Below are 24,687 nucleotides of genomic sequence, written 5' to 3'. Positions count from 1 at the left end.
ATCGCACAGCTAACCGGCGAAAATCTGCCAACCGGCAGCTACGTGCTGCTGTCGCCAGAACTCGTCGAAACGCCCACCAGCCGCCCGTAATTGGCCGATGGTTCCGTCTTCGACGATGCGGCCGCCGTCGATGAACAGCACGCGGTCGGCGTGGGCGATGCTGGCCAGCCGGTGCGCGACGATCACCCGGGTGCGCGGGCGCAGTTCAGAGCTGAGCGCGGCGACGATGGCCGCCTCATTCTCGGTGTCCAGGGCACTGGTCGCCTCATCGACCAGCAGTACCGGCGCGGGCTTGAGCAGGGCGCGGGCAATGCTGACCCGTTGCCGCTCACCGCCGGACAACGCCGCTCCGGCCTCCCCCACGCGGGTGCCGGCGCCGTCGGGCAGCCGGGCCACCAGCTCATCGACGCGGGCGAGCCCGGTCGCCGTCTGGAACGCGGCCGGGTCGGCATCGGGGTCTCCCACCAGCACGTTGTCTTCGACCGTGCCGTCAAGAAGGTAGGGGTGCTGGAACACCATGCTGCTCAGGGCCCGCCGGGACGGCGCGTCCAGCTCGGCGGCGTCGACCCCGTCCAACAGGACCCGGCCACGGCTCGGTTCGTGCAGGCCGGCGATCAGGGACAAGATGGTGCTCTTGCCCGATCCCGACGGCCCGACGATGGCCGTGGTGGTGCCGGGCTCCAGCGCGAAGCTGACCCCGTCGAGCACCGGAGGGCCCGCCGGGTCGTAGCCGAAGGTGACGTTGTCGAACTCGATGCGGGGCGCGGGCGCGTCGCCGGGCACCCGACGGCAGCCGACCGCCACCTCCGGTGCGGTGAGCACCGCACGGATCCGGTCCAGGGAGGCCCGGGTGGACTCCAGCGCCGGCGCCAACTCGCTGATGACGGTGAACGGTTCGAGGTAGCGGGCCGCCACGACGATCAGGGCGATGGCCTGCGGGACGCTCAGCGTGCCGGTCACGGTCAGCGCGGTGGTGGTACCGGCGAGCAGGATGAGCGCGCCCTGACTGGCCAGGCTGAACAGCAGCTGGCCCGGGATCTGCATGAGCAGCAGCCGCATGGCCGCGCCGTGCTGGGCGTTGAGGGCCAGTCCGACGGTGCTGCGTTCGGGTTCGACGCGCCGGGCCGCGCGCAGGGCCTGCTGGGTGCGGGCGAATTCGATGATCCGTTCGGTGAGCGCGGTGTTGGCGTCGCCGGCGGCGGCGTCCGCGCGGGCGCTGAGCCGGTTGGACGCCCACAGCGCGCCCAGCAGCAGCGGTACCCCGCCCAGGGCGGCCAGCCCCAGCTGCCAGGAGACCCCGAACAGCGCCACGGCGATAGCCGGCGGCAGCAGGATCGCGCTGATCAGCGGCGTCGCCAGGTTGACCACCAGACTGACCAGTTCGGGGCCGGTGCTGGCGATCGCCTGGCGTGCCGTAGCCGTGTTGGCCTGGGTGAACCAGCCCAGGCGTACGCCAGGCAGGCGGTCGGCGACGTCATGTTGGGTGTGGTCGAGGACGGCGAAGCCCAGGTCGAAACCGATTCGGGCGCACCAGTAATCGACCAGCCAGCCCACGACGGTGGCCACCGTCAGCCAGCCCAGCCACAGCAGCGCTGCACCCGGGGTGTCGGAGAACAGCGCGCTCAGGAGAGGGACCAGTAAGACGGTGGCGGCCGCGCGCACCGCCACCGACACGGTGGTCAGCACGGCGTAGCCCAGTAGCCGGGGGCGGCGATCCTGCGGGATCAGCTGGATCAGGGTGCGGATCATCGGCTCGCCTCCGCAGCGACCGCGGCGCGACCGCTGTCCCAGAGCTGGCGATAACGTCCCCCCGCGGCCAGCAGCTCCTCGTGCCGGCCCTGCTCGGCGACGCCGCCGTGGTCGAGCACCACGATCTGGTCGGCGGCGGTGATCGTGTGCAGCCGGTGCGCGATGACCAGCACGGTGCGGTCCCGGGTCAACCGGTTCAACGCCTGCTGCACCAGGTATTCCGATTCGGGATCGGCGAACGCGGTGGCCTCGTCGAGGATCAACACCGGTGTGTCGGCAAGGATGGCTCGGGCGATGGTGAGTCGTTGCCGTTCCCCGCCCGAGAGGGCCGAAGCGGCACCGAGCACCGTGTCGTAGCCCTGCGGCAGCCGCAGGATCCGGTCATGGATCTGGGCGTCTACGGCGGCCGCGTGCACCTGCTCGTCGGTGGCCTCCGGTGCGGCCAAGGCGATATTGTCCCGCACGCTGCCGTGTACCAGCTGGGTCTCCTGCAGCACGAATCCCACCCGCCGATACAGTTCGTCGGCGGTCAGCGTCCGGATGTCCTGTCCATCAACCGATATCGAGCCGGAGTCGACGTCGTGGAACCGGGCGAGCAGCGCAGCCAGGGTGGATTTTCCCGATCCCGACGGCCCCACCAGCGCGGTCACCGTGCCCGGCCGCAGGGTCAGCGACACATCCCGGATCACCGGCACACCGGGGCGGTAGCCGAAGGTGACCGAATCGAAGCGCACCCCGGCGGGGGCGTCCGCCTGCCCCGGCGGCGCGTGCTCGACGGCGAGTTCGGGTTCGTCCAGGGCGATCTGCAGCCGCCGGGCGGCCAGCATTCCGCCCCGGATACCGCCGACACCCAACCCGATGCCCAGCAGCCGGGCGCCGAATGTGGTGCCCAGCAACAGGAAGGGCAGCAGATTCACCGGGTCCATCCGGCCGGCGACCACGAGCGGGGTGCCGGTCAGCAGGATCAGCCACAGGAACGTCGACGGCCGGGTGACCAGGTCCATCAGTGTCTTCTTGCCGACGAACGGCCGCTGCCAGGACACCAGGAAATCGATGTACTCGTCCAGGCGGCTGCGGAAGGTGGAGGCGGCGGCGCCGCCGAACACCCGGATCACCGGCTGGCCCTCCAGGTAGGTGCCGGCTTCGCCGTTCATCCGCTCGGCCCAGCGCTGCGCCTGGCTGATCTTGGGACCGGATTGGGTCATCATCACCGACATCAGCACCAGGTAGACCAGCACGGGCACGAACAGCACCAGCGCGACCCGCCAGTCCACCAGGAACAGGTAGACCAGTACCGCCACCGGTGCCACCACTGCGGCCACGGCGTCGGGAATGGCGTGGGTCACCAGGTAGTGCAGGGATAACGTGTCGTCGGCGACCAGCTGTTTGATCGCCCCGGATCCCCGGTCGGTGAACCAGCCCAGCGGCAGCCGGGAGAGCTTGCTCAGCAGCCGGGTGCGCAGGGAGCTGGCGAACCGGGCGTCGACCACATGCAGCCACAGCGTCAGGCCCGCGCCCAGCAGGGTGCCCAGCCCCAGCACCGTGAGCGCGGCGACCCCGACCGTCCACAGCCGGGACTCGTCGGCGCCGGCGACCAGCAACCGGGCCAGCTCCACCAGCAGCACAAACGGAGCCAACTGCAGCAGCGTGATCAGGGCCTGCAGAACACCGGAGACGATCAGTGGCACCCGCACCGCACCGAGCAGCCGGCCGGCGGCCTGGGCGCGCCACTGCCCCTTGCTCCCTTTCCCGTTGACTCTGCGCTCACCAGGGGCCTCACTCGCACTTTTGTCTGGTGGCGGCAGAGTCAACGCCGAGTCCGCGGTGTCCGCGGTGTCGCGCTGGGTGCCCATCGCGCGGCCGGCGGTCCAGTAGGCCTGGGCGTGGATCTCGGATTTGGGAAAGCCGAACTCGTCGCGCAGCCGGGTCCGCAGGGCCTTGAGCGTCGCGGCCTCGGGGGTGGCCCAGGCATACCAGTTCGACCAGTCCCGGGCCTCGATCGCCTCTGCCAGCGAGTGCGGGCCGCGCCGCGGCACCCAGTGCACCCGCAGCCGCGGGTGTTGCCGCAGCGGGATCAGGACGTCGTTGTCGTCGTGCTGTTCGAGATACAGCTCGATCGGAATGTCGGGGCCAACGGTGCCGATGATCGCGTTGATGCCCGGGATGGACGCCGAGTCGCCGAGCAGCAGGTAGCCGGCGGGTCCGGTGTCGGCGTCGGGCACCTCGAAGCGCGTCGAGCCCATCAGCGACATCGCCGTGAGGGTGGCCCCGGGTTCGGCGGTGCGCGCCCACCGGGTGGCCGGGCCGTCCGGTTCGTGCAGCACCATGTCGACCGCGAAGCGTCCGCTCTCGGCGTCGCCTTCGGCGATGGTGTAGGCGCGTTGAAACTCGGTGGCCGAACCGTCCGGGTCGGGGAACCAGAACCGCAGCCAGGCGCAGGGCTCGACGACGGCGTCGGTGAACAGGGTGGGCGAATGCATCCAGATCCGCAGGAAATGCGGGGCGATCCAGCTGGTCTCGAGCACCGTTACGGTGTGGTCGCGGGCGCCGAAACCCCGCAGAATCGCACCCTGTACGCCGCGCGCCATCACGGTCCTTTCGCCAACGGTGGCCCACCCCCGCGGAGCCGGGCGCAGCGCCCGCCGCCACTTCGAACCTAGGTTACCCTAGCCTCACTTTTGCGGACGGGTGCTCGGGGTAGGCTGACCGTTCGTTATGACTGACGCCGCCAACATTGTGCCCCGTGAACTCACGGACATCCCCGACGAGGTTCGCCGCGTTCCGGCACCGCCGATTCCGGTTCTGGCCGCCCCCTACTCCATCCGGGTAGCCGACCCCGACGCCGACGCCGAGATGGTCTCCGAGTGGATGAACCGGCCACATCTGGCGCAGACATGGGAGTCCGCCTGGCCACCGGAGCGCTGGCACGCCTACCTGAGCGCCCTCGTCGCCGGCAGCTTCACCCGCCCCTTGATCGTCAGCCGGCACGGACAAGACAGCGGCTACATCGAATTGTACCGAGCGTCAAAGGATTCCATCGCAAAATACTACTCCGCCCACCCCTACGATCTGGGCATGCACGGGGCGGTGGCCGACCTCGCAGCGGTCAATCGGGGATTCGCGGCGATCCTGTTGCCGCGGGTGATGAAAAGCGTGTTCGACCTCGAACCACAGTGCCGACGAATGATGTTCGAACCCGAGTACCGCAACACGGCCATGCGCCGGTTGGCCGAGTATGTCGGCGGCACCTTCCTCGGTGAACACGACATGGGCTATCGCCGGATGGCGCTCTACGCCGTACTGCGCTACCCCGACGACGACCCGCTCTCGAACAACTCGGCGTAGCCGTCGTAGTCGGGGCGCATTCCGGCCGCGACCAGTTCCCAGAGCACCTCATCGGTTCCGCCACCCACCCGGGCCAGCTTCATGTCGCGCCACCAGCGCCCGATCGGTGTCTCATCGACCAGGTAGCCCGACCCCCCGAAGATGTGCATGCATTCGGAGAACACCTCTTCGCCGAGGCGGGCCGCGGTGACTTTCATGGCCGCGGCGGCACGCAGATCGAGCTTTCCTTCGGCGGCAATGCCGTTGAGCGCGTGGCGAACCATGTCCACGCGGGCCTGCAGGTCAGCCACCCGCATCCGCAGCGCCTGATGTTCGAACAGGGTTGCACCGAACTGCCGGCGGCGCATCATCCGCGCATGGGTCAGACCGAGCACCAGCTGGCACGACGCCGCGACCTGCCCCGCGATCGACATGCGCTCATGCGCCAGGCCCCAGGAAATGGCGGCCAAACCGGTGCCCGGGCGGGCGATCAGGGCATCGGCGGGCACCCAGGTGTCGATATCGACCGCGGCGGTGTCCAGCGGCCCGGCCCCCACCTTGCGATAGGGCTCGTTGACGTGCACTTGGGAAATCGGGACCGCGATCACCAGGACATTGCCGTGCCGGCTGTTCTCGTCGTGGTCCACACCGCGAGCCACCACGATGATGTGGTCGGCGATCGGCGACAAAGACACGAACTTCTTGCGGCCGCGTACCTCGTAACCGTCACGGACGGAACGCACTTCGGTCTCGACGATCTGCAGGTCCGAACCGCCGGACTCCTCCGAGGCGCCGATACAGAGCACCGCCTGTCCGGCGATGGCCTGCGCGCAGATGTTCTGCAGATACTCCGATCGCCCGAATCGGCGCAGGATCGCGATGGCCGAGTCGTGCAGACTCACCCCGACCCCGATGCCGGCCGACCGCAGGTGGCCCAGTTTGAATGCCAGGGCCACCAGCTTGGAGACATCGGGATGCTGGCCGTTGCTCCACTTCTGCGCGAACACCCCGGTACGTCCCAAGTGCTCGATCAACGCGCGCGGAAAACGCTCGGTGGCTTCGGCTTGCGCCGTCCAGTCAACCACCCGCTGGTCGAACACCTCGTCCAGCAGAGCGCGGTAGCTGTCGACAGCAGCGGTCACTTCATCGCCTCCAGGTTCGCTTTGACGTCCAGGCGCCGCAGCTTCCCCGACGACGTCCGGGGTAGCGATCCCGGCGCCAGGAACACCACGTCGGCGGGCACCACCCCGCACTGCGATGCCACCCGGGAGATCAGGTCGGCACGCGCACCGGCTTCATCGCGGCCGCGGAACTCCGCGGCGATCACCAGTCCCGGGCGGATTCCGTCGGTACCGATCGCCACCACCGCACCCTCACGGACCCCACGCACTTCCGCCGCCACCCGCTCGATCTCGGTCGGGAACACGTTGCGCCCGGCGATCGAGATGATCTCCTTGGCCCGGCCGCAGACCACCAGACCCGCGTCGGTGAGGTAGCCGAGGTCCCCGGTGGGAAACCACTCACCCGGGGCCAGTGCGGCCTGGCCGAGGTAGCCCGACATCATCGACGTTCCGCGGATCTCGACCTCGCCGACGTCGCGCTGCGAAACTTCCTCGTGGTGCTGCGCCACCGGGCGGATCCGGACCTGCATCCCGGCGATCGGCTCTCCCAGCACCGCATGCCGGCGGGCATTCGCTGCACCCTCGCCGAGGGGGCCGGTCAGTTCGTCGTACTGCAGACCGGTGCCGGGCCGCGGCGCCGTCACCGCGCAGGTGGCCTCGGCCAGGCCATAGGACGGCATGAGCGCACCGGGGTCCAGGCCGAACTTGGCGAGTTCGGTGACGAATCGCTGCAGCCCTTCGCAGTCGACCGGTTCGCCGCCGTTGATGGCGACCCTCAGCCGGCCCAGATCCACCTCCGGGACGCGTCGGGCGTATTTACCGATCACGCTGTAGGCGAAGTTGGGGGCCGCGGTCATGGTGGCGCGGCTGTCATGCAGCCACGACAACCATCGAAACGGCGAGGCGGCGAACGCGGCGGTGGGCGCCAACCACTGTTCCGAGCCGGTCAGCGCCGCGCTGAGCAGGAAGGTCAGCCCCATGTCGTGATAGAGCGGCAGCCAACTGCAACCCACGTCGTTCGCCGGATCGACAGCGACGTGGCTGCTCAGCCCGGAGACATTGGCCAGCACGGCGGCCGGCGAGAGCTGGGCGGTACGCGGGGTACCGGTGGACCCGGCAGTGCCCTGCAACACCGCGGGGGTGTCGGCGTTCGCGGCGACCGGCGTGACGGTGCGGCCGGCTGCGGCAGCCACGGCGACGTCAGCCACCGCCAGAGGGACGGACTCGGCTGCCCGCAACAGGTCCAACACCTGGCCGTGGCTGAGCACCGTCCGGACACCGACACCCTGGAAGCGATCCAGTGTCGCGTGCGCCCACTGCCCCGGGTCGGCGCCGCGGACCGGCCCGGGCAGGATCGACACGCTGCGGCCGGCCAGCCACGCGCCCTGGATGGCGGCGACCAGGTCGGCGGTCGGTTCTCCGACCAGCCCGACCGCCCCGTCCTCGTCGCCGTCGAGGATCTGGGCCGCGATGCTCTCCGCGCGGGCGTGCACCTGCTGCCAGGGGTGCCGCTGCCATGTGCCGGCGTCGGTGTCGAAGACCACCAGGTCATGCGCCGACCCGGTCATCGCCCGGGTCAGGGCTTGCGCGAGCACACTCACGCGTCGGCGGGGGCTTTCGCCCGGATGGCGGCCTCGAGGTCCCCGACCGTGTCGCAGGTCAACAGGTCTTCCTCGGACAGGGCCACGCCAAGCCGGTCTTCGATGGCCACCATGCCGATCGCGAACGCCACCGAATCCAGGCCGACGTCGTCGACCAGCCGCGACTCCGGCGTCACCCGGTTGAGGTCGACGTTCAGGTCGTCACGCAGGATCTCGCGCAGCGCGACACCGATGGCATCAGAAGGCGACGAACTCATGCCGAGCGACGCTACACGATTGAGGTAAGTAAGGTTAGCCTTGCCCTACTTTGTGATAGATAACACACTTAGGGAAGCCTTGCCTAATCCTCAGGTGTCTGGTTACGTTGGCGCCGCAGTACCCACAGAACAAGCCTCGCCTCAGCTGAGGTGAAACTTAGGAGATAGCAATGCAACTCGCCTTTGCCGCCGCAGAACGCGGCACGGTACACACGGGGGGCCTCCTGGCCGCCGGTATCGCGCTCGCCGGCGCCGGCGTGATCGCGGTGAACCCGGTCGCACCGCTGGTGTCGGTCGGCCACCACCAACCCGCAGTCGAGCTCACCGCCACCACCGCGGAGAACCTCGACTACCTCACGGACCTGCTCTCGGGGCCGAACCCGCTTTTCTCGGCCATCGGGGAGCTCGGCAGCTACTACGGCGACGTCGCCCGCGACAGCCTGCAGGGCTCGTGGGACGGCATCGAGGGCATGTGGTCAGGCATCGGCCCGATCCGCGGACTGGAGAACACCCTCCCGGAGATCATCGAGTTCCTCAAGGTCGGTGACGTCACCCACGCCTGGAACCTGATCAACTGGGACCTGATCTTCGGCGCGCAGTACATCTTCCAGCCGCTGTTCAACCACGTGTCCGGAGGCGAAGAGGTCACCGGAATCCTCGGCATCGGCACCGATCTGAGCCAGGTCTGGACCAACGTGCAGGATCTGTTCAACGACTTCGACTTCTGGAAGAGCGCCGCCAAGTCGGTGTGGGAGCCCTTCCTCGGCTTCCAGTTCGCGCTGGCCGAGAACCTGACCATCAACCCGGGCAACCCGCCGCAGGACCCGTTCGACGCGCTGCTCAACGGCTACGTCGTGTGGGACGAGGACGGCGGCGTGCCGCGGGCGCCGTGGCAGGGCCTGCTCACCGAGAACGGCACCTTCGCCTACCTGTTCGACAAGCTGCCCGAGATGATCGGGAACGCGTTGACCTCGACCATTCCGGTGGCCGACGTCGACATCGACCCGGGTATCACCGTGGCGGACGCCAACCTGTTCGACCTGGACTGGTTGACCGGGCTGTTCAACTAGCCCGTCTGTTGTGCGACAGCCGTGCCCGGTCCGCTGCGGCCGGGCACGGCGCACAACATTGCCATTGACTAATGGCACCATTGTCGGTTGACTCAGTCCATGATCTTTGGCCGCTCGCCGAAACGCAGCCATGGGGCTTCGGCCGTCGTCACCGGCGCCGGCAGCGGCATCGGTGCCGCCTTCGCCCTCGAACTCGCCCGCCGCGGCAGCGCCGTGGTCTGCAGTGACATCGACGACGACAGCGCCCGGCGCACCGCCGAGGCCATCACAGCCGCCGGCGGCGAAGCGACCGCGGTGCACTGCGACGTCTCGGCGATCGACGAGGTCAGCGCCCTGGCCGATGCCGCACAGTCCTGGTTCGGCCATTCCCCCACCCTGGTGATCAACAACGCCGGCGTGGGCGCCGGCGGCCGCCAGATCGGCGACATGGCGCTCGACGACTGGACCTGGACGCTCAACGTCAACCTGTGGGGCCCGATTCACGGCTGCCATGTGTTCACCCCGATGCTGCGAGCGGCGGGTTCCGACCGGCCCCGCGGCATCATCAACGTCGCCTCGGCCGCATCCTTCGGCGCCGCGCCGGAGATGGCGGCCTACAACGTCAGCAAGGCCGGTGTGCTGTCCTTGTCGGAGACCCTGGCGGCCGAGTTGTCCGGCACCGGCATCGGCGTGACCGTGCTGTGCCCCACCTTCGTCAAGACCAACATCGTCGAATCCGGCCGGGTCACGGCGCAGTCCGGCGAGGCCGCCAACCTGCTGATGCGCTTCACCGGGATCTCGGCGGCGCGGGTCGCCCGCGACTGCCTCGACACCCACGACCGCGGCGGTCTGTACTGCATGCCGCAGCTGGACGCCAAGATCGGCTGGAACGTCAAACGTTTCGCCCCACAGACCTTCACCCGAAGCATCGGGTTGGCGTTTCGTGCCGGTGCGGCACTGCCGGGAAGGGCTGACTGAAGGAGAAGCACATGGCTCTCGACATGGACGTGATGCTCGCCAAGATCAAGGATCGGCAGTGGGCTCTGGCCGATATCGACTGGGACGCACCGGGAGCCGAGCTGATCCGCCCCGACATGGTGCCCAACCTCAAGAAGTTCATGGCTGACCTGTGCTGGATCGAGAACATCGGCGCCCGCGGGTTCGCCGCCCTGGCCCGCAAGGCCCCGACCGCCACGCTGGCCGAGATCTACCGGTACTTCCACGCCGAGGAGCAACGCCACGCCAACGCCGAACTGGCACTGATGAAGCGCTGGGGCATGCTCGAAGACGGCGAGATGCCCGAACCCAACGTCAACATCCGGTTGGCGATGCAATGGCTCGACGAGTACTCCGACGACCTGCCGCTGTCGGTTCTGGGCACCGTGATCCCGATGCTGGAAGTCGCCCTTGACGGCGCCCTGCTCAAATTCCTGCTCGACGAGGTCGACGACCCCGTCTGCCATCAGGTGTTCGAGAAGATCAACAACGACGAATCCCGGCATATCGCAGTCGATTTCGAGGTGCTGGACATGATCGGCCACGCCGATGCGCGTCGGCTGGCGATCGAGTTCGTCGGCACCATGGCCTCGCCGTCGCTGATCATCGGCGCGCTGATCTCGATCCCCCTGCTCAACCGGGTGCGCAACGAGGTGATCGGCATGGGATTGGACCCCCAGCGGCTCTACACCGCCTTGATGCGCTTCACGCAGCTCGGCGAGCGTGGCGAACACACCCGGCGGGTGCCGGCCTACCGGGTGGTCAAGCGCTACTCGAGCTGGATGGCCAACCCGGACAGTCCGTACCACCTGCTGGCCAACCCCGCGGTGTGGCTGTCCGGCTTCTACCCCAAGCGCCTGCTCAAGCCCATTCCCAGCTGGTTCAAAGAGCTCACCCACGAGCCGGCCGCCTGACATGGCGCCGGCACGCCTCTACCAGACCCTGATCGTGGGAGCCGGGTTCACCGGTATCGGCACGGCAATCAAGCTGGCCGAAGCCGGCCGCGCCGGCCCCGACGACATGGTCATCCTGGAACGCAGCGACCGCGTCGGCGGCACCTGGCGCGACACCCGCTATCCCGGTGCGGCGTGCGACATTCCGTCGCTGCTGTATTCCTTCTCCTTCGTCACCAACCCCGGCTGGTCACGGGCGTATCCGTCGGCCGCCGAGATCTGCGGGCACATCGAGGACATGGTCGACAGGTTCGACCTGCGCCGCCACATCCGGTTCGGCACCGAGGTCACCGGGCTGGAATTCGACTCCGACGCCGGGGTATGGACAGTCACCGCGGTGGCGGCCGGGCGCAAGCGAGCCGCCCAGTTTCGGGCCCGCACCGTGGTCCTGGCCTCCGGGCCGCTACCGGACTGCAGCTTCCCGGCCATTCGGGGCCTGGACAGCTACACCGGACACAAGATCCACAGTGCCCGCTGGGACCACGACTACGACTTCACCGGCAAGAGCGTCGCGGTCATCGGCACCGGCGCCAGCGCGGTGCAGATCGTGCCGGAGCTGGTCGAGCAAGCCGGATTCGTCAAGGTCTTTCAGCGCACGGCGGGCTGGGTGCTGCCCCGCCTGGACCTGGAGATGCCGCCGAAAGTCCAGGAACTGTTCGCCAAGGTCCCCGCCGCCCAACTGCTTGCCCGCCAGGCGCTGTTCTGGGGCCACGAAGCCAGCACCACCGCGCTGGTCTGGAACACCCCGCTCAGCAACCTGGTCGCGCAACTGGGCAAGGCCCACCTTCGCGCGACGGTCAAAGACCCCTGGCTGCGCCGCCAGCTCACGCCGGATTTCACGCCCGGCTGCAAACGCATGCTGGTCTCCAGCGACTACTACCCCGCGCTGCAGCGCGAGAACTGCAAACTCATCGACTGGCCGATCGCCACCATCAGCCCGGACGGCATCCGCACCAGCGACGGCGTGGAACACCGGCTGGACGCCATCGTGTTCGCAACGGGCTACGACGTGCACCTGACCGGCCCGCCGTTTCCGGTCACCGGGATGGGCGGCAGGTCGCTGTCGGCGGACTGGAGCGGGGGCGCTCAAGCCTTCAAAAGCATCCAGGCGCACGGTTACCCCAACCTGTTCTTCATGACCGGACCCAACTCGGGGCCGGGCCACAACTCTCTGCTGGTCTACGTCGAAGGCCAGATCGACTACGTGGTGCGGGCGATCGGCGCGATCCGCGCCAAGCGGCTGCGCTACCTCGACGTGCGCGACGACGTGCAGCGCCGCCACAACGAACAGATCCAGCAACGGCTGCGCAAGACCACCTGGATGTCGGGCTGCCGCAGCTGGTACCTGACCGAGGACGGCTTCAACGCGTCCATGTACCCCGGCTTCGCAACGCAGTATCTTCGGCAGATGCGTAGTTTCCGCATCGCCGACTACCACGCGGTGGCATGACCGCGGCGGATCGTCCCGGCCGGCCGGACACCATCGCCGCCGTGCTGGGGAACCTGCGCCGGGTGCCCCGCCGGGTCCGGCGCGAGTCCCGCGAGGTGATCGAGGCGGCGGTGACGCAGCTCTTCGAGATCGTGGTGCGCCACCCCGGCGGCAACGCGGCATCCCGGGAGTACCGAATCGACGACCTGGCCCGGCTGGCCGGAACCACCAGCCGCAACGTCCGGGTGTATCGGGACCGGGATCTGCTGCCGCCGCCGCGCCGGGTCGGCCGGATCGCGTTGTACAACGACACCCACCTGACCCGGCTGCGGCTGATCACCTCGATGCTCGACCGTGGCTACACCATCGCGCACGTCAAGGAGATGCTCGGCGCCTGGGAGCAGGGCAAGGACCTGGGCGACATCCTGGGGCTGGAAAGCGCGATCGTGGGCGCCTGGACCACCGAACGGCCCGAGACCATGTCACGCGAGGAGGCCGAGCGACGGATCGCCGACCCGCAGGCCCTGCGGCGCCTGGTGCAACTCGGGGTGATCCGTCTGGAAGGCGCCGAGGCCACCATCACCCGACCGAAGCTGATCGAGGCGTTCAACGAGGTCCGCGGCTACGGGATCGGCATCGACAAGCTGATCGACCTCTACGAGCAGAGCCTGCCGCACATCGACGCGATCAGCCAGATGCTGGTGCGGGCCGGCGCCGAACACGTCCTGACCCGGATTCAGCCCGGCGCACCCCTGCCGGCCGACACCGAGATCGCCGAGCTGATCGGCATGCTGGTGCGGTTTCGCACGCAGGCCGTCGCGTCAATCACCGCCACGCTCGCCTCATCGATCGAGTCGACGATCGAGTCGATGGTCAGCAGCCTGCTGGCCGAGTCGTTGCTGCGCTGAGCTGCCGGGGCGACCAGAAGCAGCTAGGCCAGCGCCAGGAACAGCTTCTCGAGCTCATCTTCGGTCAGCGGGGCTTTGCCGCCGGCGGACTCGCCGGCCAGGCATTCGCGAAGCCCACTGGCAACAATCTTGAAGCCCGCCCGGTCCAGCGCCCGGGAGACCGCCGCGAGCTGGGTGACCACGTCTTTACAGTCGCGGCCGCTCTCGATCATGGCGATCACCCCGGCGAGCTGGCCGTGCGCGCGGCGCAGCCGGTTCAACACCGACTTGACGCTGTCTTCGTCATCCAGCACGTGAGGTCCTCCACATCCGTCCGTAATACCCTACAGGGTATCGCACCGGAGGGTGTGCCGACGAGCTTCAGCCCTGGGCGATCAGGTACGGGGCCAACGTGGCGAGCTTCTCGCAGGTCTCCACGAACTCCCGCTCGGGCCGCGACTCGGCGATGACTCCGGCCCCGGCCCGCAGCCAGCAGCGCCCGTCCTGCTCGTAGGCCGCCCGCAGGGTCAACGCCGCATCCAGCCCGCCATCAGCCGAGAACATCACCACCGCACCCGAGTACAGACCCCGCGGGCACTCGTCGAGCCGAAGGATGGCGTCGATTCCGGCCGACTTGGGTATGCCCGACGCGGTGACCGCCGGGAACAACGCCTCCAGGGCGTCCATCCGGTCCCGGGACGCATCGAGGCGTCCGCGCACGGTAGAGCCCAGATGCTGCACGCTTCCGCGTTCGCGCACGGTCATGAAGTCGGCGACGAGAACGCTGCCGGGCTCGGCGATCTCGGTGATCTCCTCCACCGACGTGCGCACCGAGATCGCGTGCTCCACGATCTCCTTGGGATCGGATTCCAGCTCGGCCCGAACCGGCCCGTCGATCACGGGGTCGCCGGTGCGGGCACGCGTGCCGGCCAGCGGCTCGGTGACCACCGTGCCATCGCCACGGACTTCGGCCACCAACTCCGGGCTGAAGCCCAGCGCCCGAATGCCGCCCAGCCGCAACAAGAACGACCGCGCCGGAGTGTTGTGCCGCCGGCCCAACCGATAGGTGGAGCAGAAGTCCAGCGCGAACGGCACGTCGACACAGCGCGACAGGATCACCTTGCGGTAATCGCCGCCGCGGATCTCCTCGACGGCGGCCGCCACGCGATCGCGATACCCCGCGCCCCCAGTGTCCACCGCGATCGACGACGGCTCGGCCAGCCCGGGCACGCCCTCGGCCAGCAGCCGCTCCAGCGCCGTGACGGTGCGGTCGTCGTAGCCGAACAGCTCGACCTTCTCGGCGGTGACGACGATCCGGGTCTGCGGCCAGAACACCCGCGCCAGCGCAGTGCCCGGCGCCAGGCGCTCGCCCAGCCCGAAGCGGTAGGCCCCGAATTCAAAAGCGACCCAGCCGAACACCTCGGCGGCCTCCAGCAGCAACCGGTCCACCGCCTCGCCGAGCACCGCGGCCGGCCGGCCCCGCCAGTGCTCGCGCCGCACCACCCCGTCGCGGACCGTCCGCAGCTCGTCGCTGTCGAGCTCGATGGCCGCACGCACCCCGGCGGCCAGGGTCCAGCTGCCGCCCCGCTCGTAGATCAGGTACTCCTGACCGTCGCGTTCCGGCAACGCCGCGGCCAACGCGGCGGCGAGGTCGGCCGGCGCCACGCCGGGGGGCAACGGCACCGTCAATGCGGCTTCGGAGACTGCTTCGACACCGACCTCGGTCACAGTTAGTAAATGTAGCCTAACCTACCTGGCTGCGCGCCACGGCCCCTCGGACCGCCGCCACCGGCACAGCTATCCCAGCAGCGATCGCACCACGGCATCGGCCAGCAGTCGGCCGCGATCGGTCAGCACCAGCCGCTCACCGTCGCTGAGCACCAGCCCGTCGCCGATCGCGGTGGCGGCGCGTTCGCGCTCCTGCGCGTCGAGCAGCGCCAGCGCCAGCCCGTCGCGCATCCGCAGGCGCAACATCACGTCCTCGGTGTGCCGGTCGGCGTCGGAGAGCTCCTCGAAACCCGCCACCGGCAAGACGCCGTCCGCCAGCAGTTGCGCGTAGGCGTCGGGATGCTTGACGTTCCACCAGCGCAGCACGCCGTCGTAACTGTGCGCGCCGGGACCGGCGCCCCACCACCGGCCGCCGCCCCAGTAACCCAGGTTGTGCCGGCAGGCCGCGCCGGGCCGGCTCCAGTTGGACACCTCGTACCAGTCCATCCCGGCCGCCCGCAGGCGGCTGTCGACCAGTTCGTAGCGGTGCGCCAGCACATCGTCCTCGGGCGCGGGCAGCTCACCGCGCCGTACCCGGCGGGCCAGGGCGGTGCCCTGCTCCACGATCAGGCTGTAGGCCGAGACGTGATCCGCGCCGGCCTCCAGCGCGGCGTCCACCGACCGCAGCAGGTCGTCGTCGGTCTCTCCCGGCGTGCCGTAGATCAGGTCGATGTTGAGGTGCGCAAAGCCCGCAGCGCGTGCCTCGCGCGCGGCAGCCACCGGCCGGCCCGGCGAATGAATCCGGTCCAGGGTGGCCAGCACATGCGGAGACACCGACTGCATCCCCAGCGACACCCGGGTGTAGCCGGCGGCCCGGATCGATTCGAAGAACTGCGGCGACGTCGACTCCGGGTTGGCCTCGGTGGTGACCTCGGCGTCGGCGGCCAGCCCGAAGTGCGCGCGCACCCGGTCGAGCACGCGCCCCAACCGCTCCGCGCCCAGCAGCGACGGTGTGCCACCGCCGACGAACACCGTGTCGGCGGGCCGCCCGCCCGCCCGCTCGGCGGCCAATTCCAGTTCGCGGTCCAGCGCCGCCACCCAGGCGTCGGGATTCGCCCCGCCGAGCTCCGCCGGTGTGTAGGTGTTGAAGTCGCAGTAACCGCACCGCGCGAAACAGAACGGCACGTGCACATAGACCCCGAACGGCCCGTCGGGCCCGCCCCGGGCCGGCGACACCTCGGGCAGCGCTACTGCGGTCGGGGTCAGTGTCATGGCGTCCGATCATCCCACGGCGTGCCCGGCGCCGCTGTGCGTCGGCGACTCAGTCGGCGGACGCGGCGGTCGCCGGCCCGCCCGCCGACAGCGCCGTCAGATAGTGGGTCAGCGAGCCGACCGTCGCGGCAGCGGCAGGACTGCCTGCGGGCGTCAGGCATCCGGCCCAGGCGCCGGGACCCCGGCTGGCCATGATGCGCTGGGCGACCGCGATCTGTTGCTGGGGCGACGCCTGCGACGGCAGCCCCACCCCGCCGTTGCGGCCCCAGTCCGCGAGGCTGATGCGCAGTCCGCCGTAAGCGCCCTGGCCGTTGTCGGCGGACCAGTCTCCCCCGGACTCGCAGCGGGCGATGGCTTCCCAGTCGAGGGGCTCGGCGTTGGCGGCACCGGGCATCTCCGCGGCACTCACCAGCAGTACGCCCGCGGCCAGCGCTGTGAGTTTCCTCATATCAACTCCACCCTGCTGGCCAGCCAGCGCCGGTCCACCCTGTCCATCGTCATGCGGATGCGGCTGTGCTCGATCACCGGTTGGGGGTATTCGGCGTTGCGCACCGCCTGATCGACCAACAGCACGACCACGGCGTGGTTACGGTCGGCGGATTTGAGCACCGCCTCGGCGACGTAGCCGCGGGCCGTGGCATTGCTGTCGATCAGGTCTTGACGGAGCCGGGTCCCGGAGCGGGTCTGCAGAACCTCGAACTCGCCGGTGGAACCGGCGGTGATGTCGGCGAACTGGCGATCGATGTTGCCGGCATCGATGTTGCTCAGCCGCAACACATAGGCCTGCGCGGCCTGCAGCGCCTGCTCGCCGGCGACGTGGGTCTGGTAGTGCAGCACCGCGAGCCATCCCCCGCAGCCGAGCGTGGCAGCCAGCACGGCCACCGCCAGCCAGCGCCGCAGCTTGGCGTGGCCGCTTTCCCGCGGTGCCGCGCCGTGGGAAGGCGGCTCCCACGCCGGCTCCCACCCGAGGTCCACACTCATCTGCCCCACCCGCCTTCCGATCGGCTGTGCGTTCTCGGCCGGCCCGGCGCCGACGGTGTGCCGCCCGGTCAGCCGTGCCGATCCATTCCCCCGGCCCGCACCCTGGGGCGTCGAAGCCCGAGGAAGAGTTTCGCGCACGCCGATCACAACTTTGCGCCGGTAAGGAAGATTTTCGGCATCCATGGCATAATCGCCCGTGTGACCGCCGCCTACTGCACTTCGTCCGGAGTTGCCCTGGTGGCTCGGCGGCATATCGACCTCAAGCGTGTAGGCAGCTGTCGCTGTCTGCCTTGATGTCGTAGAACCGCCCACCTGCACTGCCCAGCTGGCCGCCGGATCTGCGCCGCCGGAGACAGTCGCCGGTGCACCGCGCTCAATCCCGCCGGCTCCTTTTCCGAAGGAGAACCATGACCGCCACTCCGTCCGCTCCGCCGAGCAAGCCGAAGCGCAGCGAGGCCCAGTGGGCGCTCGGCGAGACCGAACCGGTCAACCACAACGAGCAGTTCAAGCAGGAAGACCCGGCGCTCAACGTCCAGGCCCGGATCATCGATGTGTACTCCAAAGAGGGGTTCGACAGCATCACCAAGGACGACCTGCGCGGCCGGTTCCGCTGGATGGGCCTCTACACCCAGCGTGAGCAGGGCTACGACGGCACCTTCACCGGCGACGAGAACGCCGATCTGCTCGAGGCCAAGTACTTCATGATGCGGGTGCGCTGCGACGGCAAGGCACTCTCGGCCGCCGCAATGCGCACCCTCGGTCAGATCTCGGTCGACTTCGCTCGCAACACCGCCGACATCTCCGACCGCCAGAACGTGCAGTACCACTGGATCGAGATCGAGAACGTACCGGAGATCTGGGACAGGCTGGCTGAAGTCGGCCTGCAGACCATCGAGGCCTGCGGCGACTGCCCGCGCGCCATGCTGGGGTCCCCGCTGGCCGGCGAATCCCTCGACGAGGTGCTCGACCCCACGTCGGCTCTCGACGAGATCATTCGGCGCTACATCGGAAACCCGGAGTTCGCCAACCTGCCGCGCAAGTTCAAGACCGCCGTCTCCGGCCTGCAGGACGTCGCCCACGAGGTCAACGACATCTCCTTCATCGGGGTCAACCACCCCGAACACGGCCCCGGCTTGGACCTGTGGGTCGGCGGCGGCCTGTCCACCAACCCGATGCTGGCACAGCGGCTCGGCGCCTGGGTGCCGCTGGATGAGGTACCGGATGTCTGGGAAGCCGTCACCAGCCTGTACCGCGACTACGGTTACCGCCGGCTGCGTTCCAAGGCTCGGCTGAAGTTTCTGGTCAAGGACTGGGGCGTCGAGAAGTTCCGGGAAGTTCTCGAAACCGAGTACCTCAAGCGCCCGCTGATCGACGGCCCGGCGCCGACGAAGCCCACCGCCCCCATCGACCACGTCGGGGTCCAGCGCACCCGCAACGGCCTCAACGCGGTCGGGGTGGCCCCGATCTCCGGACGGGTCAGCGGCGAGACACTGGTCAAGGTCGCCGAGTTGATGGAGCAGGTCGGCACGGACCGGGCCCGGTTCACCACACACCAGAAGCTGATCATCCTCGACGTCGCCGACGAGAAGCTCGACGGACTGCTGGCCGGACTGGATGCGCTGGGTCTGCCGGCCAACCCGTCGCCGTGGCGCCGCAATCTGATGGCGTGCACCGGACTGGAATTCTGCAAGCTGTCGTTCGTCGAGACCCGCGTGCGTGCCCAGAGCCTGGTCCCCGAACTCGAGCAACGCCTCGACGACCTCAACGCCCTGCTGGACGTGCCGGTGACGGTGAACATCAACGGGTGCCCGAACTCGTGTGCCCGGATTCAGGTGGCCGACATCGGGTTCAAGGGCCAGATGATCGACGACGGCGAGGGCAACTCGGTCCCCGGTTTCCAGGTGCACCTGGGCGGCAGCTTGGGCGCCGACAGCGGGTTCGGCCGCAAGCTGCGCCAGCACAAGGTCTACAGCGACGAACTCGGTGACTACATCGACCGGGTGGTGCGCAACTTCATCAAACAGCGCAACCCCGGCGAGCGCTTTGCGCAGTGGGCGGTGCGCGCCGAGGAAGACGAGCTGCGGTGAGGCCGCACAGCGACGCGGAGCTGCGCGAGCTGGCCGCCAAGGGGGCGGCCGAGCTCGACGGCGCTTCGGCCCGGGAGTTGCTGGAGTGGACCGATACCCACTTCGGCGGGCCCGGCGGTTCGGCCGCCGACTGCAACTACGTCGTGGCGTCGAACATGGCCGACGCCGTGCTGGTGGACTTGGCGGCCAAGGTCCGCACCGGTGTGCCGGTGCTGTTCCTCGACACCGGCTACCACTTCGCCGAGACCATCGGCACCCGCGATGCGGTGGAGTCGGTGTATGACATCGCGCTGGTCAACGTCACCCCGGAGCAGACCGTCGCCGAGCAGGACAGCGCCCACGGCAAAGACCTGTTCGCGTCCGATCCGGCGACGTGTTGCCGGCTGCGCAAGGTCGAGCCGCTGGCCCGCACGCTGCGCGGCTACTCGGCATGGGTGACCGGGCTGCGGCGGGTGGAGGCCCCGACCCGCGCCAACGCACCGCTGATCAGTTTCGACGACCAGTTCGGGCTGGTGAAGGTCAACCCCTTGGCGGCGTGGACCGACGCGGAGATGGACGCCTACATCGTGGCCAACAACGTGCTGGTCAACCCGTTGATCGAGGAGGGCTATCCCTCGATCGGCTGTGCACCGTGCACCAGGAAGCCCGAAGCCGGCGCCGACCCGCGCAGCGGGCGCTGGGCCGGCCTGGCCAAAACCGAATGCGGGCTGCACGTCTCGTGACCACCACGCTGGTGCTGACCGCCCACGGCAGCCGCGATCCGCGCTCGGCGGCCAACACCCACGCGATCGCCGGACACTTGCGGCGGGTGGCGCCCGAATACGCCGTGCGGGTGGCGTTCTGCGAGCACAACGCCCCGAGTCTGCCGGACGTGCTGGGCGAGCGCCCCGCCGAGAGCGCCGACACCGTCGTGGTGCCCCTGCTGCTGGCCAGCGCCTACCATGCCCGCGTCGATATTCCGGCGATGATCGCGCAGTCCGGTGCCGACGTTCGGGTTGCGCCGACACTGGGCGAGGACAGCCGTCTGGTCCAGGTACTCGGGGAACGCCTCACCGCCGCCGGCGCGTCGCGGTTCGACCCCGGCCTGGGTGTGGTGGTGGTCGCGGTGGGCTCCTCGCACGCCGCGGCCAACGCCCAGACCGCCACGATCGCTGGCCGGCTGGCTCGCGGAACACGGTGGGCGGGAGCCGAAGTCGCCTTCGCGACCAGCGGACCGCAACCGTCGGTGCCCGAAGCGGTCGAACGGCTGCGCGAGCGCGGCGCCACCTCGGTGATGATCGCGCCCTGGTTCTTGGCCCACGGCCAGATCACCGACCGGGTCGCGGCCTATGCAGCCGACGCCGGCATCCCGATGGCCGAGCCGCTGGGCGCGCACCGCTTGGTGGCCGCCACCGTCCTCGACCGCGTCGAAGGTGTGCTCAGCGCACGCTGCGCCGCCTGATCCGGCGAGCACCTGGCCGAAAAGCCGGTTGCGTAACGAGTTCCCGCCGGGATACCTCAGCGCGCCGCTGCCGTCACAGCCGCGTCGGCGGCCGCCACATCACTGAGCGGAGGCACGCGGGTGGCGCGGGCGTAGACGGTGTCTCCCTCGGCCAGCGCGAGCGCTTCGGCGTCCCCGCGGGTGATCTGCGCGGTGAACGGCATGTTGGTGGCCGCGTTGGTCAATTCCACCCGGACCTCGAAGCCCAGGACCACCACGCGGTCGACGATGGCGCGCACCACCCCGACACCGTCGGTCCCGTCGACGCCCGCCGCCGGGACCGCCATGTCCGGAGTACGCCCGACGCGAATGTCGTGCGGCCGGACCAGGGCTCCGTTGAGCGAGGACACCGCACCCAGAAACGACATGACGAACGCGTTCGCCGGGGCGTCGTAGACTTCAGTGGGGGTGCCGAGCTGCTCGATGCGCCCCTGGTTCAAAACGGCGATCCGGTCTGCGACATCCAGCGCCTCGGCCTGGTCGTGGGTGACCAACACGGTCGTGACGTGCACCTCGTCGTGCAGGCGGCGCAGCCAGGCCCGCAGGTCCTCGCGGACTTTGGCGTCCAGCGCGCCGAACGGCTCGTCGAGCAGCAGCACCTGCGGGTCCACCGCCAGGGCCCGGGCCAGAGCCATCCGCTGACGCTGACCGCCGGAGAGCTGGTTGGGATAGCGATTCTGGAAACCGCTGAGCCCCACCACTTCCAGTAGGTTGTCCACCTTCTTCTTGACTTCGGCCTTGGGCCGCCTGCGAATCTTGAGCCCGAACGCCACATTCTCGCGGACCGTCATGTGCTTGAACGCCGCGTAGTGCTGAAAGACGAACCCGATGCCGCGGCGCTGCGGCGGGACCCCGGTGACGTCGGCTCCGTTGATGGTGATGGTGCCGCTGTCCGGGTGGTCCAGGCCGGCGATCGCCCGCAGCAGCGTCGACTTACCCGAGCCGCTGGGGCCGAGCAGTGCCGTGAGCGAACCGGCCGGAACCGCGAAGTCGACGTTGTCCAGTGCCACGAAGTCGCCGTAGCGCTTGTTCGCCCCCTGCACCGTGATTGCGTTGCTCATTTGTTTACCTTTCCGGCCCGGCGCATATCGAGCACCACCTGAACGATCAACACCAACACCGACACCGCCATCAGCAGTGTGGACAGGGCGTAGGCGCCGTATTCGGCGCCCCGGTTGTAGCGGTCGGACACCAGCAGCGTGAGCGTCTGGGATTTGCCGGGCAGGTTCGACGACACGATCAACACCGCGCCGTACTCGCCGAGAGTGCGCGCAACGGTCAGCACGATCCCGTATGTCAGGCCCCACCGGATGGAGGGCAACGTGATACGCCAGAACGTCTGCCACCCGCTGGAACCCAGCGTCGCCGAGGCCTCTTCCATATCGGTTCCCAGCTCGTGCAACACCGGTTCGACTTCCCGGATCACAAACGGCAGCGTGACGAAGATGCTGGCCAACACTATGCCGGGCAGACCGAAGATGATCTTGAAGCCCCAGTCGTTCTCAACGAATCCCAGGAGCCCCGCCGATCCCCACAGCACGACAAGTGCCACGCCGACGATCACCGGCGACACGGCGAACGGCAGATCGATCACCGCTTGCAGCACGCCCTTGCCCCGGAACTTGTTGCGGGCCAATACCAGCGCAGTGGGTATCCCGAAGATGACGTTCAGCGGAACCACGATCGCCACCACCAGCAGCGACAGCTGCAGCGCCGAGATCGCGGCCGGCGTGGAGATGTAATCGAAGAACTGCCCGAAACCCGGGGCGAAAGTGCGCCACAGGATCAACGACACCGGAACGATCAACAACAGGCCGATATAGGCCAGCGAGACCCATCGAATCAGATAGCGGACTTTCGGCGACGACGTCATGACCGCTCCTGCCGCTTGGTCACCCGGGCTCCCAGCACTCGCAGCGCGAGCAGCACCAGGAAGGAAATCCCCAGCAACACCAACGAAATGGCCGCCGCGCCGGTCCGGTCGTCGTTCTCGATCAGGGTGCGGATCCACTGCGAGGACACTTCGGTCTTCCCGGGCACCGCGCCACCGATCAGCACTACCGAACCGAACTCACCGATGGCCCGCGAGAACGCCAGTCCCGCCCCGGTCAGCAAGGCCGGTGTCAGGGACGGCAGCACCACCTGGCGGAAGATGGTGAATCCGGAGGCCCCCAGGGATGCGGCCGCCTCCTCGACTTCGCGATCGATCTCCAACAACACCGGCTGCACGGCCCGCACCACGAACGGCAGCGTGACGAACGCCAGTGCCAGGCCGACGCCGGCCGCGGTGTGCTGCAGGTGCACGTGTACCGGGCTGGCCGGACCGTACAGTGCCAACATCACCAGGCTGGCGACAATGGTCGGCAGGGCGAACGGCAGGTCGATGAGCACGTCGATGAAGCGTTTGCCGATGAAGTCATCGCGCACCAGCATCCAGGCGATCAGGAGCCCGAAGACCACGTTGGCCGCCGTGACCCCGGCCGCGATCGTCAACGTCACCCGGAACGACTCCAGTGCGGCATGTGAGGTCACCGCCTGCTCAAAGGCCCGCCAGCCGCCGCCGGCCGACTGCCAGGTGATGGCCGCCAACGGCGCCAGCACGATCAGTGACAGCCACACCGTCGCGGCGCCCACCCGCAGGGAGACGCCCTCGCGCCGCAACCCCGAGGGCGCCCGCGTCGCCGGCGGCGACGCCTCTTCGTCGACCACAGCCGCGCTCATCCGGTGGCCTGGGTGTAGATCTTGGTGATAGATCCGCTCTCCTTGTCGAACAGTGCACTGTCGACGACGCTCCAGCCGCCCAGGTCGGCGACGGTCCAAAGTTTGTCGGGAGCCGGGAACGAGCCGCTGAACTCCGCGGCGACGCTCGGGTCGGCCGGGCGGAAGCCGGCTTCGGCCCACAGGCGTTGCGCGGCGGGCGTGTACTGGAAATTCTTGAACGCGGTGGCGGCTTCCAGATGTCTGCTCGAACTCACCACCGCCAGGGGATTCTCGATCTTGAAGGTCTGCGGGGGGTTGACGTGCTCCACCGGCTTGCCCTTGCGCTCGACGGCGATCGCCTCGTTCTCGTAGCTGATCAGTACGTCCCCACTGCCCTGCAGGAAGACGTCGGTAGCCTCGCGCCCCGAGCCGGGTCGCAGCTTGACGTGGTTGCTGACCAGTTGATCGACGAAGTCGAGGCCGGCCTGCGGGTTCTTGCCGCCTTCGCTCTTGACCGCATAGGGGGCCAACAGATTCCACTTCGCCGACCCGGAGCTCAGCGGACTGGGGCTGATCACCTCCACCTCGGGGCGCAGCAGGTCGTCCCAGTCCTTGATGTGCTTGGGGTTGCCCTGGCGCACCACCAGCGTCACCACCGACCCGAACGGGATGCCCCCGGTGACGTCGGCGTTCCAGTCCTCGGCGACTTTGCCGGCTTTGACCAGCCGGGTGATGTCGGGTTCCACCGAGAAGTTCACCAGGTCCGCGGGTTTGCCGCTGACCACGCCGCGCGACTGGTCCCCTGATGCGCCGTAGGAGGTGACGACCTGGACGTCAGCCCCCTGTTCGGTGGCGTAGAAGGCCGGAATCACCTTGCTCCAGCCGGGCTCAGGGACCGCGTAGGCCACCAGGGTCAAGGTGGTGTGGGCCTCGGCCCGCCCGCCGCCGCCGACCACGTCGCTGGGACCGCCGCCACAGCCGGTGAGCGTGGTGAAGGCCAAGGCGGCTGCCAGCGCCAATGCGGCACTGCGCGCGATGGTTCTGGGCATTGGTGACCTTTCTCGGCGATCCGTACGAACCTCAGCAGAAGTGCT

General features: G+C 68.9%; 22 protein-coding genes and 1 pseudogene. 9 read left to right on the top strand and 14 right to left on the bottom strand.

What is annotated here, in order from left to right:
- Positions 1-9: 9 nt before the first annotated feature.
- Together G6N14_RS04950 and G6N14_RS04945 are read right to left on the bottom strand one after the other, a co-directional pair.
- Positions 10-1,749, bottom strand: coding sequence for an ABC transporter ATP-binding protein (locus tag G6N14_RS04950; protein WP_085134795.1), 1,740 nt, complete (start codon positions 1,747-1,749; stop codon positions 10-12).
- Positions 1,746-4,337, bottom strand: coding sequence for an ABC transporter ATP-binding protein/permease (locus G6N14_RS04945; protein ID WP_085134794.1), 2,592 nt, complete (start codon positions 4,335-4,337; stop codon positions 1,746-1,748). Before G6N14_RS04945 ends, G6N14_RS04950 begins: the two co-directional genes overlap by 4 nt.
- 127 nt (positions 4,338-4,464) lie before the next feature.
- Between G6N14_RS04945 and G6N14_RS04940 the strand changes: the two genes are divergently transcribed.
- Positions 4,465-5,094, top strand: a complete 630-nt coding sequence (locus G6N14_RS04940) for a GNAT family N-acetyltransferase (protein ID WP_085134793.1) — start codon at positions 4,465-4,467, stop codon at positions 5,092-5,094.
- On the opposite strand, the gene mbtN is transcribed toward G6N14_RS04940, so the two are convergent.
- From mbtN to G6N14_RS04925, 3 genes and pseudogenes are all read right to left on the bottom strand, one after another.
- Entirely contained in the window at positions 5,055-6,215 is a 1,161-nt protein-coding gene (gene mbtN, locus G6N14_RS04935; protein WP_085134792.1) for a mycobactin biosynthesis acyl-ACP dehydrogenase MbtN, read from the bottom strand. The genes G6N14_RS04940 and mbtN overlap by 40 nt on opposite strands.
- Positions 6,212-7,795, bottom strand: a complete 1,584-nt coding sequence (gene mbtM, locus G6N14_RS04930) for a long-chain-fatty acid--ACP ligase MbtM (RefSeq protein WP_085134791.1) — start codon at positions 7,793-7,795, stop codon at positions 6,212-6,214. The genes mbtN and mbtM overlap by 4 nt, the downstream gene beginning before the upstream one ends.
- A pseudogene (locus tag G6N14_RS04925) lies at positions 7,792-8,055 on the bottom strand (acyl carrier protein); the annotation flags it as partial. The gene mbtM and the pseudogene G6N14_RS04925, both read right to left, overlap by 4 nt.
- Positions 8,056-8,222: 167 nt before the next feature.
- Here G6N14_RS04925 and G6N14_RS04920 point away from each other — a divergent pair.
- The 5 genes from G6N14_RS04920 (at position 8,223) to G6N14_RS04900 (ending at position 13,387) form a co-directional block, all read left to right on the top strand.
- A complete protein-coding gene (locus G6N14_RS04920; protein ID WP_085134789.1) occupies positions 8,223-9,122 on the top strand; it encodes a hypothetical protein in 900 nt (299 codons plus the stop codon).
- A gap of 99 nt (positions 9,123-9,221) precedes the next feature.
- The gene (locus tag G6N14_RS04915) at positions 9,222-10,079 is read left to right on the top strand and encodes an SDR family NAD(P)-dependent oxidoreductase (RefSeq protein WP_165756873.1); all 858 of its coding nucleotides are present in this window, start codon (positions 9,222-9,224) and stop codon (positions 10,077-10,079) included.
- Positions 10,080-10,090: 11 nt separating this feature from the next.
- Positions 10,091-11,011, top strand: coding sequence for a reductase (locus G6N14_RS04910; RefSeq protein WP_085134788.1), 921 nt, complete (start codon positions 10,091-10,093; stop codon positions 11,009-11,011).
- Between the two features lies 1 nt (position 11,012).
- Entirely contained in the window at positions 11,013-12,500 is a 1,488-nt protein-coding gene (locus G6N14_RS04905; protein WP_085134787.1) for a flavin-containing monooxygenase, read from the top strand.
- Positions 12,497-13,387, top strand: coding sequence for a MerR family transcriptional regulator (locus tag G6N14_RS04900; protein WP_085134786.1), 891 nt, complete (start codon positions 12,497-12,499; stop codon positions 13,385-13,387). Before G6N14_RS04905 ends, G6N14_RS04900 begins: the two co-directional genes overlap by 4 nt.
- Positions 13,388-13,410: 23 nt before the next feature.
- Here the strand turns inward: G6N14_RS04900 and G6N14_RS04895 are convergent, their stop codons facing one another.
- The 5 genes from G6N14_RS04895 to G6N14_RS04875 form a co-directional block, all read right to left on the bottom strand.
- Positions 13,411-13,680 (bottom strand): metal-sensitive transcriptional regulator, encoded by a 270-nt coding sequence (locus G6N14_RS04895; RefSeq protein ID WP_085134785.1) that lies wholly within the window; start codon positions 13,678-13,680, stop codon positions 13,411-13,413.
- Between the two features lie 67 nt (positions 13,681-13,747).
- Complete coding sequence (locus G6N14_RS04890) at positions 13,748-15,094, bottom strand: salicylate synthase (RefSeq protein WP_085134784.1); 1,347 nt, start codon at positions 15,092-15,094, stop codon at positions 13,748-13,750.
- Positions 15,095-15,163: 69 nt separating this feature from the next.
- Positions 15,164-16,345: a radical SAM family heme chaperone HemW gene (gene hemW / locus G6N14_RS04885; RefSeq protein ID WP_085134783.1), complete on the bottom strand. Its 1,182-nt coding sequence runs from the start codon at positions 16,343-16,345 to the stop codon at positions 15,164-15,166.
- Between the two features lie 49 nt (positions 16,346-16,394).
- Complete coding sequence (locus tag G6N14_RS04880; RefSeq protein ID WP_085134782.1) at positions 16,395-16,793, bottom strand: transglycosylase family protein; 399 nt, start codon at positions 16,791-16,793, stop codon at positions 16,395-16,397.
- A complete protein-coding gene (locus G6N14_RS04875) occupies positions 16,790-17,326 on the bottom strand; it encodes a hypothetical protein (protein WP_234808835.1) in 537 nt (178 codons plus the stop codon). The genes G6N14_RS04880 and G6N14_RS04875 overlap by 4 nt, the downstream gene beginning before the upstream one ends.
- A 407-nt stretch (positions 17,327-17,733) precedes the next feature.
- Between G6N14_RS04875 and G6N14_RS04870 the strand changes: the two genes are divergently transcribed.
- Genes G6N14_RS04870 through G6N14_RS04860 form a run of 3 tightly spaced genes read left to right on the top strand, consistent with a single transcriptional unit; the run spans position 17,734 to position 20,854 of the window.
- Positions 17,734-19,413: a nitrite/sulfite reductase gene (locus G6N14_RS04870; protein ID WP_085134781.1), complete on the top strand. Its 1,680-nt coding sequence runs from the start codon at positions 17,734-17,736 to the stop codon at positions 19,411-19,413.
- The gene (locus G6N14_RS04865) at positions 19,410-20,135 is read left to right on the top strand and encodes a phosphoadenylyl-sulfate reductase (protein ID WP_085134780.1); all 726 of its coding nucleotides are present in this window, start codon (positions 19,410-19,412) and stop codon (positions 20,133-20,135) included. The genes G6N14_RS04870 and G6N14_RS04865 overlap by 4 nt, the downstream gene beginning before the upstream one ends.
- Positions 20,114-20,854, top strand: a complete 741-nt coding sequence (locus G6N14_RS04860; protein ID WP_085134779.1) for a sirohydrochlorin chelatase — start codon at positions 20,114-20,116, stop codon at positions 20,852-20,854. The genes G6N14_RS04865 and G6N14_RS04860 overlap by 22 nt, the downstream gene beginning before the upstream one ends.
- A 56-nt stretch (positions 20,855-20,910) precedes the next feature.
- On the opposite strand, the gene G6N14_RS04855 is transcribed toward G6N14_RS04860, so the two are convergent.
- Genes G6N14_RS04855 through G6N14_RS04840 form a run of 4 tightly spaced genes read right to left on the bottom strand, consistent with a single transcriptional unit; the run spans position 20,911 to position 24,642 of the window.
- Positions 20,911-21,954, bottom strand: a complete 1,044-nt coding sequence (locus G6N14_RS04855) for a sulfate/molybdate ABC transporter ATP-binding protein (RefSeq protein WP_085134778.1) — start codon at positions 21,952-21,954, stop codon at positions 20,911-20,913.
- Positions 21,951-22,766, bottom strand: coding sequence for a sulfate ABC transporter permease subunit CysW (gene cysW / locus G6N14_RS04850; RefSeq protein ID WP_085134777.1), 816 nt, complete (start codon positions 22,764-22,766; stop codon positions 21,951-21,953). The genes G6N14_RS04855 and cysW overlap by 4 nt, the downstream gene beginning before the upstream one ends.
- A complete protein-coding gene (gene cysT, locus G6N14_RS04845; protein ID WP_085134776.1) occupies positions 22,763-23,614 on the bottom strand; it encodes a sulfate ABC transporter permease subunit CysT in 852 nt (283 codons plus the stop codon). The genes cysW and cysT overlap by 4 nt, the downstream gene beginning before the upstream one ends.
- On the bottom strand, positions 23,611-24,642 hold the full coding sequence (locus tag G6N14_RS04840; protein WP_085134775.1) for a sulfate ABC transporter substrate-binding protein: 1,032 nt from the start codon (positions 24,640-24,642) through the stop codon (positions 23,611-23,613). Before G6N14_RS04840 ends, cysT begins: the two co-directional genes overlap by 4 nt.
- Positions 24,643-24,687: the final 45 nt, after the last annotated feature.

This window comes from Mycolicibacter hiberniae (assembly GCF_010729485.1).
GTDB classification, from domain to species: domain Bacteria; phylum Actinomycetota; class Actinomycetes; order Mycobacteriales; family Mycobacteriaceae; genus Mycobacterium; species Mycobacterium hiberniae.
The sequence above is the reverse complement of the archived record's forward strand: the minus strand, read 5'-3'. Positions and strand labels throughout refer to the sequence as shown.

What these genes read in the sequence shown, in the direction of transcription:
- G6N14_RS04950 (WP_085134795.1), bottom strand. Translation starts at nt 1,749, where the DNA reads ATGATCCGCACCCTGATCCAGCTGATCCCGCAGGATCGCCGCCCCCGG.
- G6N14_RS04945 (WP_085134794.1), bottom strand. Translation starts at nt 4,337, where the DNA reads ATGGCGCGCGGCGTACAGGGTGCGATTCTGCGGGGTTTCGGCGCCCGC.
- G6N14_RS04940 (WP_085134793.1), top strand. Translation starts at nt 4,465, where the DNA reads ATGACTGACGCCGCCAACATTGTGCCCCGTGAACTCACGGACATCCCC.
- G6N14_RS04920 (WP_085134789.1), top strand. Translation starts at nt 8,223, where the DNA reads ATGCAACTCGCCTTTGCCGCCGCAGAACGCGGCACGGTACACACGGGG.
- G6N14_RS04915 (WP_165756873.1), top strand. Translation starts at nt 9,222, where the DNA reads ATGATCTTTGGCCGCTCGCCGAAACGCAGCCATGGGGCTTCGGCCGTC.
- G6N14_RS04910 (WP_085134788.1), top strand. Translation starts at nt 10,091, where the DNA reads ATGGCTCTCGACATGGACGTGATGCTCGCCAAGATCAAGGATCGGCAG.
- G6N14_RS04905 (WP_085134787.1), top strand. Translation starts at nt 11,013, where the DNA reads ATGGCGCCGGCACGCCTCTACCAGACCCTGATCGTGGGAGCCGGGTTC.
- G6N14_RS04900 (WP_085134786.1), top strand. Translation starts at nt 12,497, where the DNA reads ATGACCGCGGCGGATCGTCCCGGCCGGCCGGACACCATCGCCGCCGTG.
- hemW (WP_085134783.1), bottom strand. Translation starts at nt 16,345, where the DNA reads ATGACACTGACCCCGACCGCAGTAGCGCTGCCCGAGGTGTCGCCGGCC.
- G6N14_RS04880 (WP_085134782.1), bottom strand. Translation starts at nt 16,793, where the DNA reads ATGAGGAAACTCACAGCGCTGGCCGCGGGCGTACTGCTGGTGAGTGCC.
- G6N14_RS04875 (WP_234808835.1), bottom strand. Translation starts at nt 17,326, where the DNA reads ATGAGTGTGGACCTCGGGTGGGAGCCGGCGTGGGAGCCGCCTTCCCAC.
- G6N14_RS04870 (WP_085134781.1), top strand. Translation starts at nt 17,734, where the DNA reads ATGACCGCCACTCCGTCCGCTCCGCCGAGCAAGCCGAAGCGCAGCGAG.
- G6N14_RS04860 (WP_085134779.1), top strand. Translation starts at nt 20,114, where the DNA reads ATGCGGGCTGCACGTCTCGTGACCACCACGCTGGTGCTGACCGCCCAC.
- G6N14_RS04855 (WP_085134778.1), bottom strand. Translation starts at nt 21,954, where the DNA reads ATGAGCAACGCAATCACGGTGCAGGGGGCGAACAAGCGCTACGGCGAC.
- cysW (WP_085134777.1), bottom strand. Translation starts at nt 22,766, where the DNA reads ATGACGTCGTCGCCGAAAGTCCGCTATCTGATTCGATGGGTCTCGCTG.
- cysT (WP_085134776.1), bottom strand. Translation starts at nt 23,614, where the DNA reads ATGAGCGCGGCTGTGGTCGACGAAGAGGCGTCGCCGCCGGCGACGCGG.
- G6N14_RS04840 (WP_085134775.1), bottom strand. Translation starts at nt 24,642, where the DNA reads ATGCCCAGAACCATCGCGCGCAGTGCCGCATTGGCGCTGGCAGCCGCC.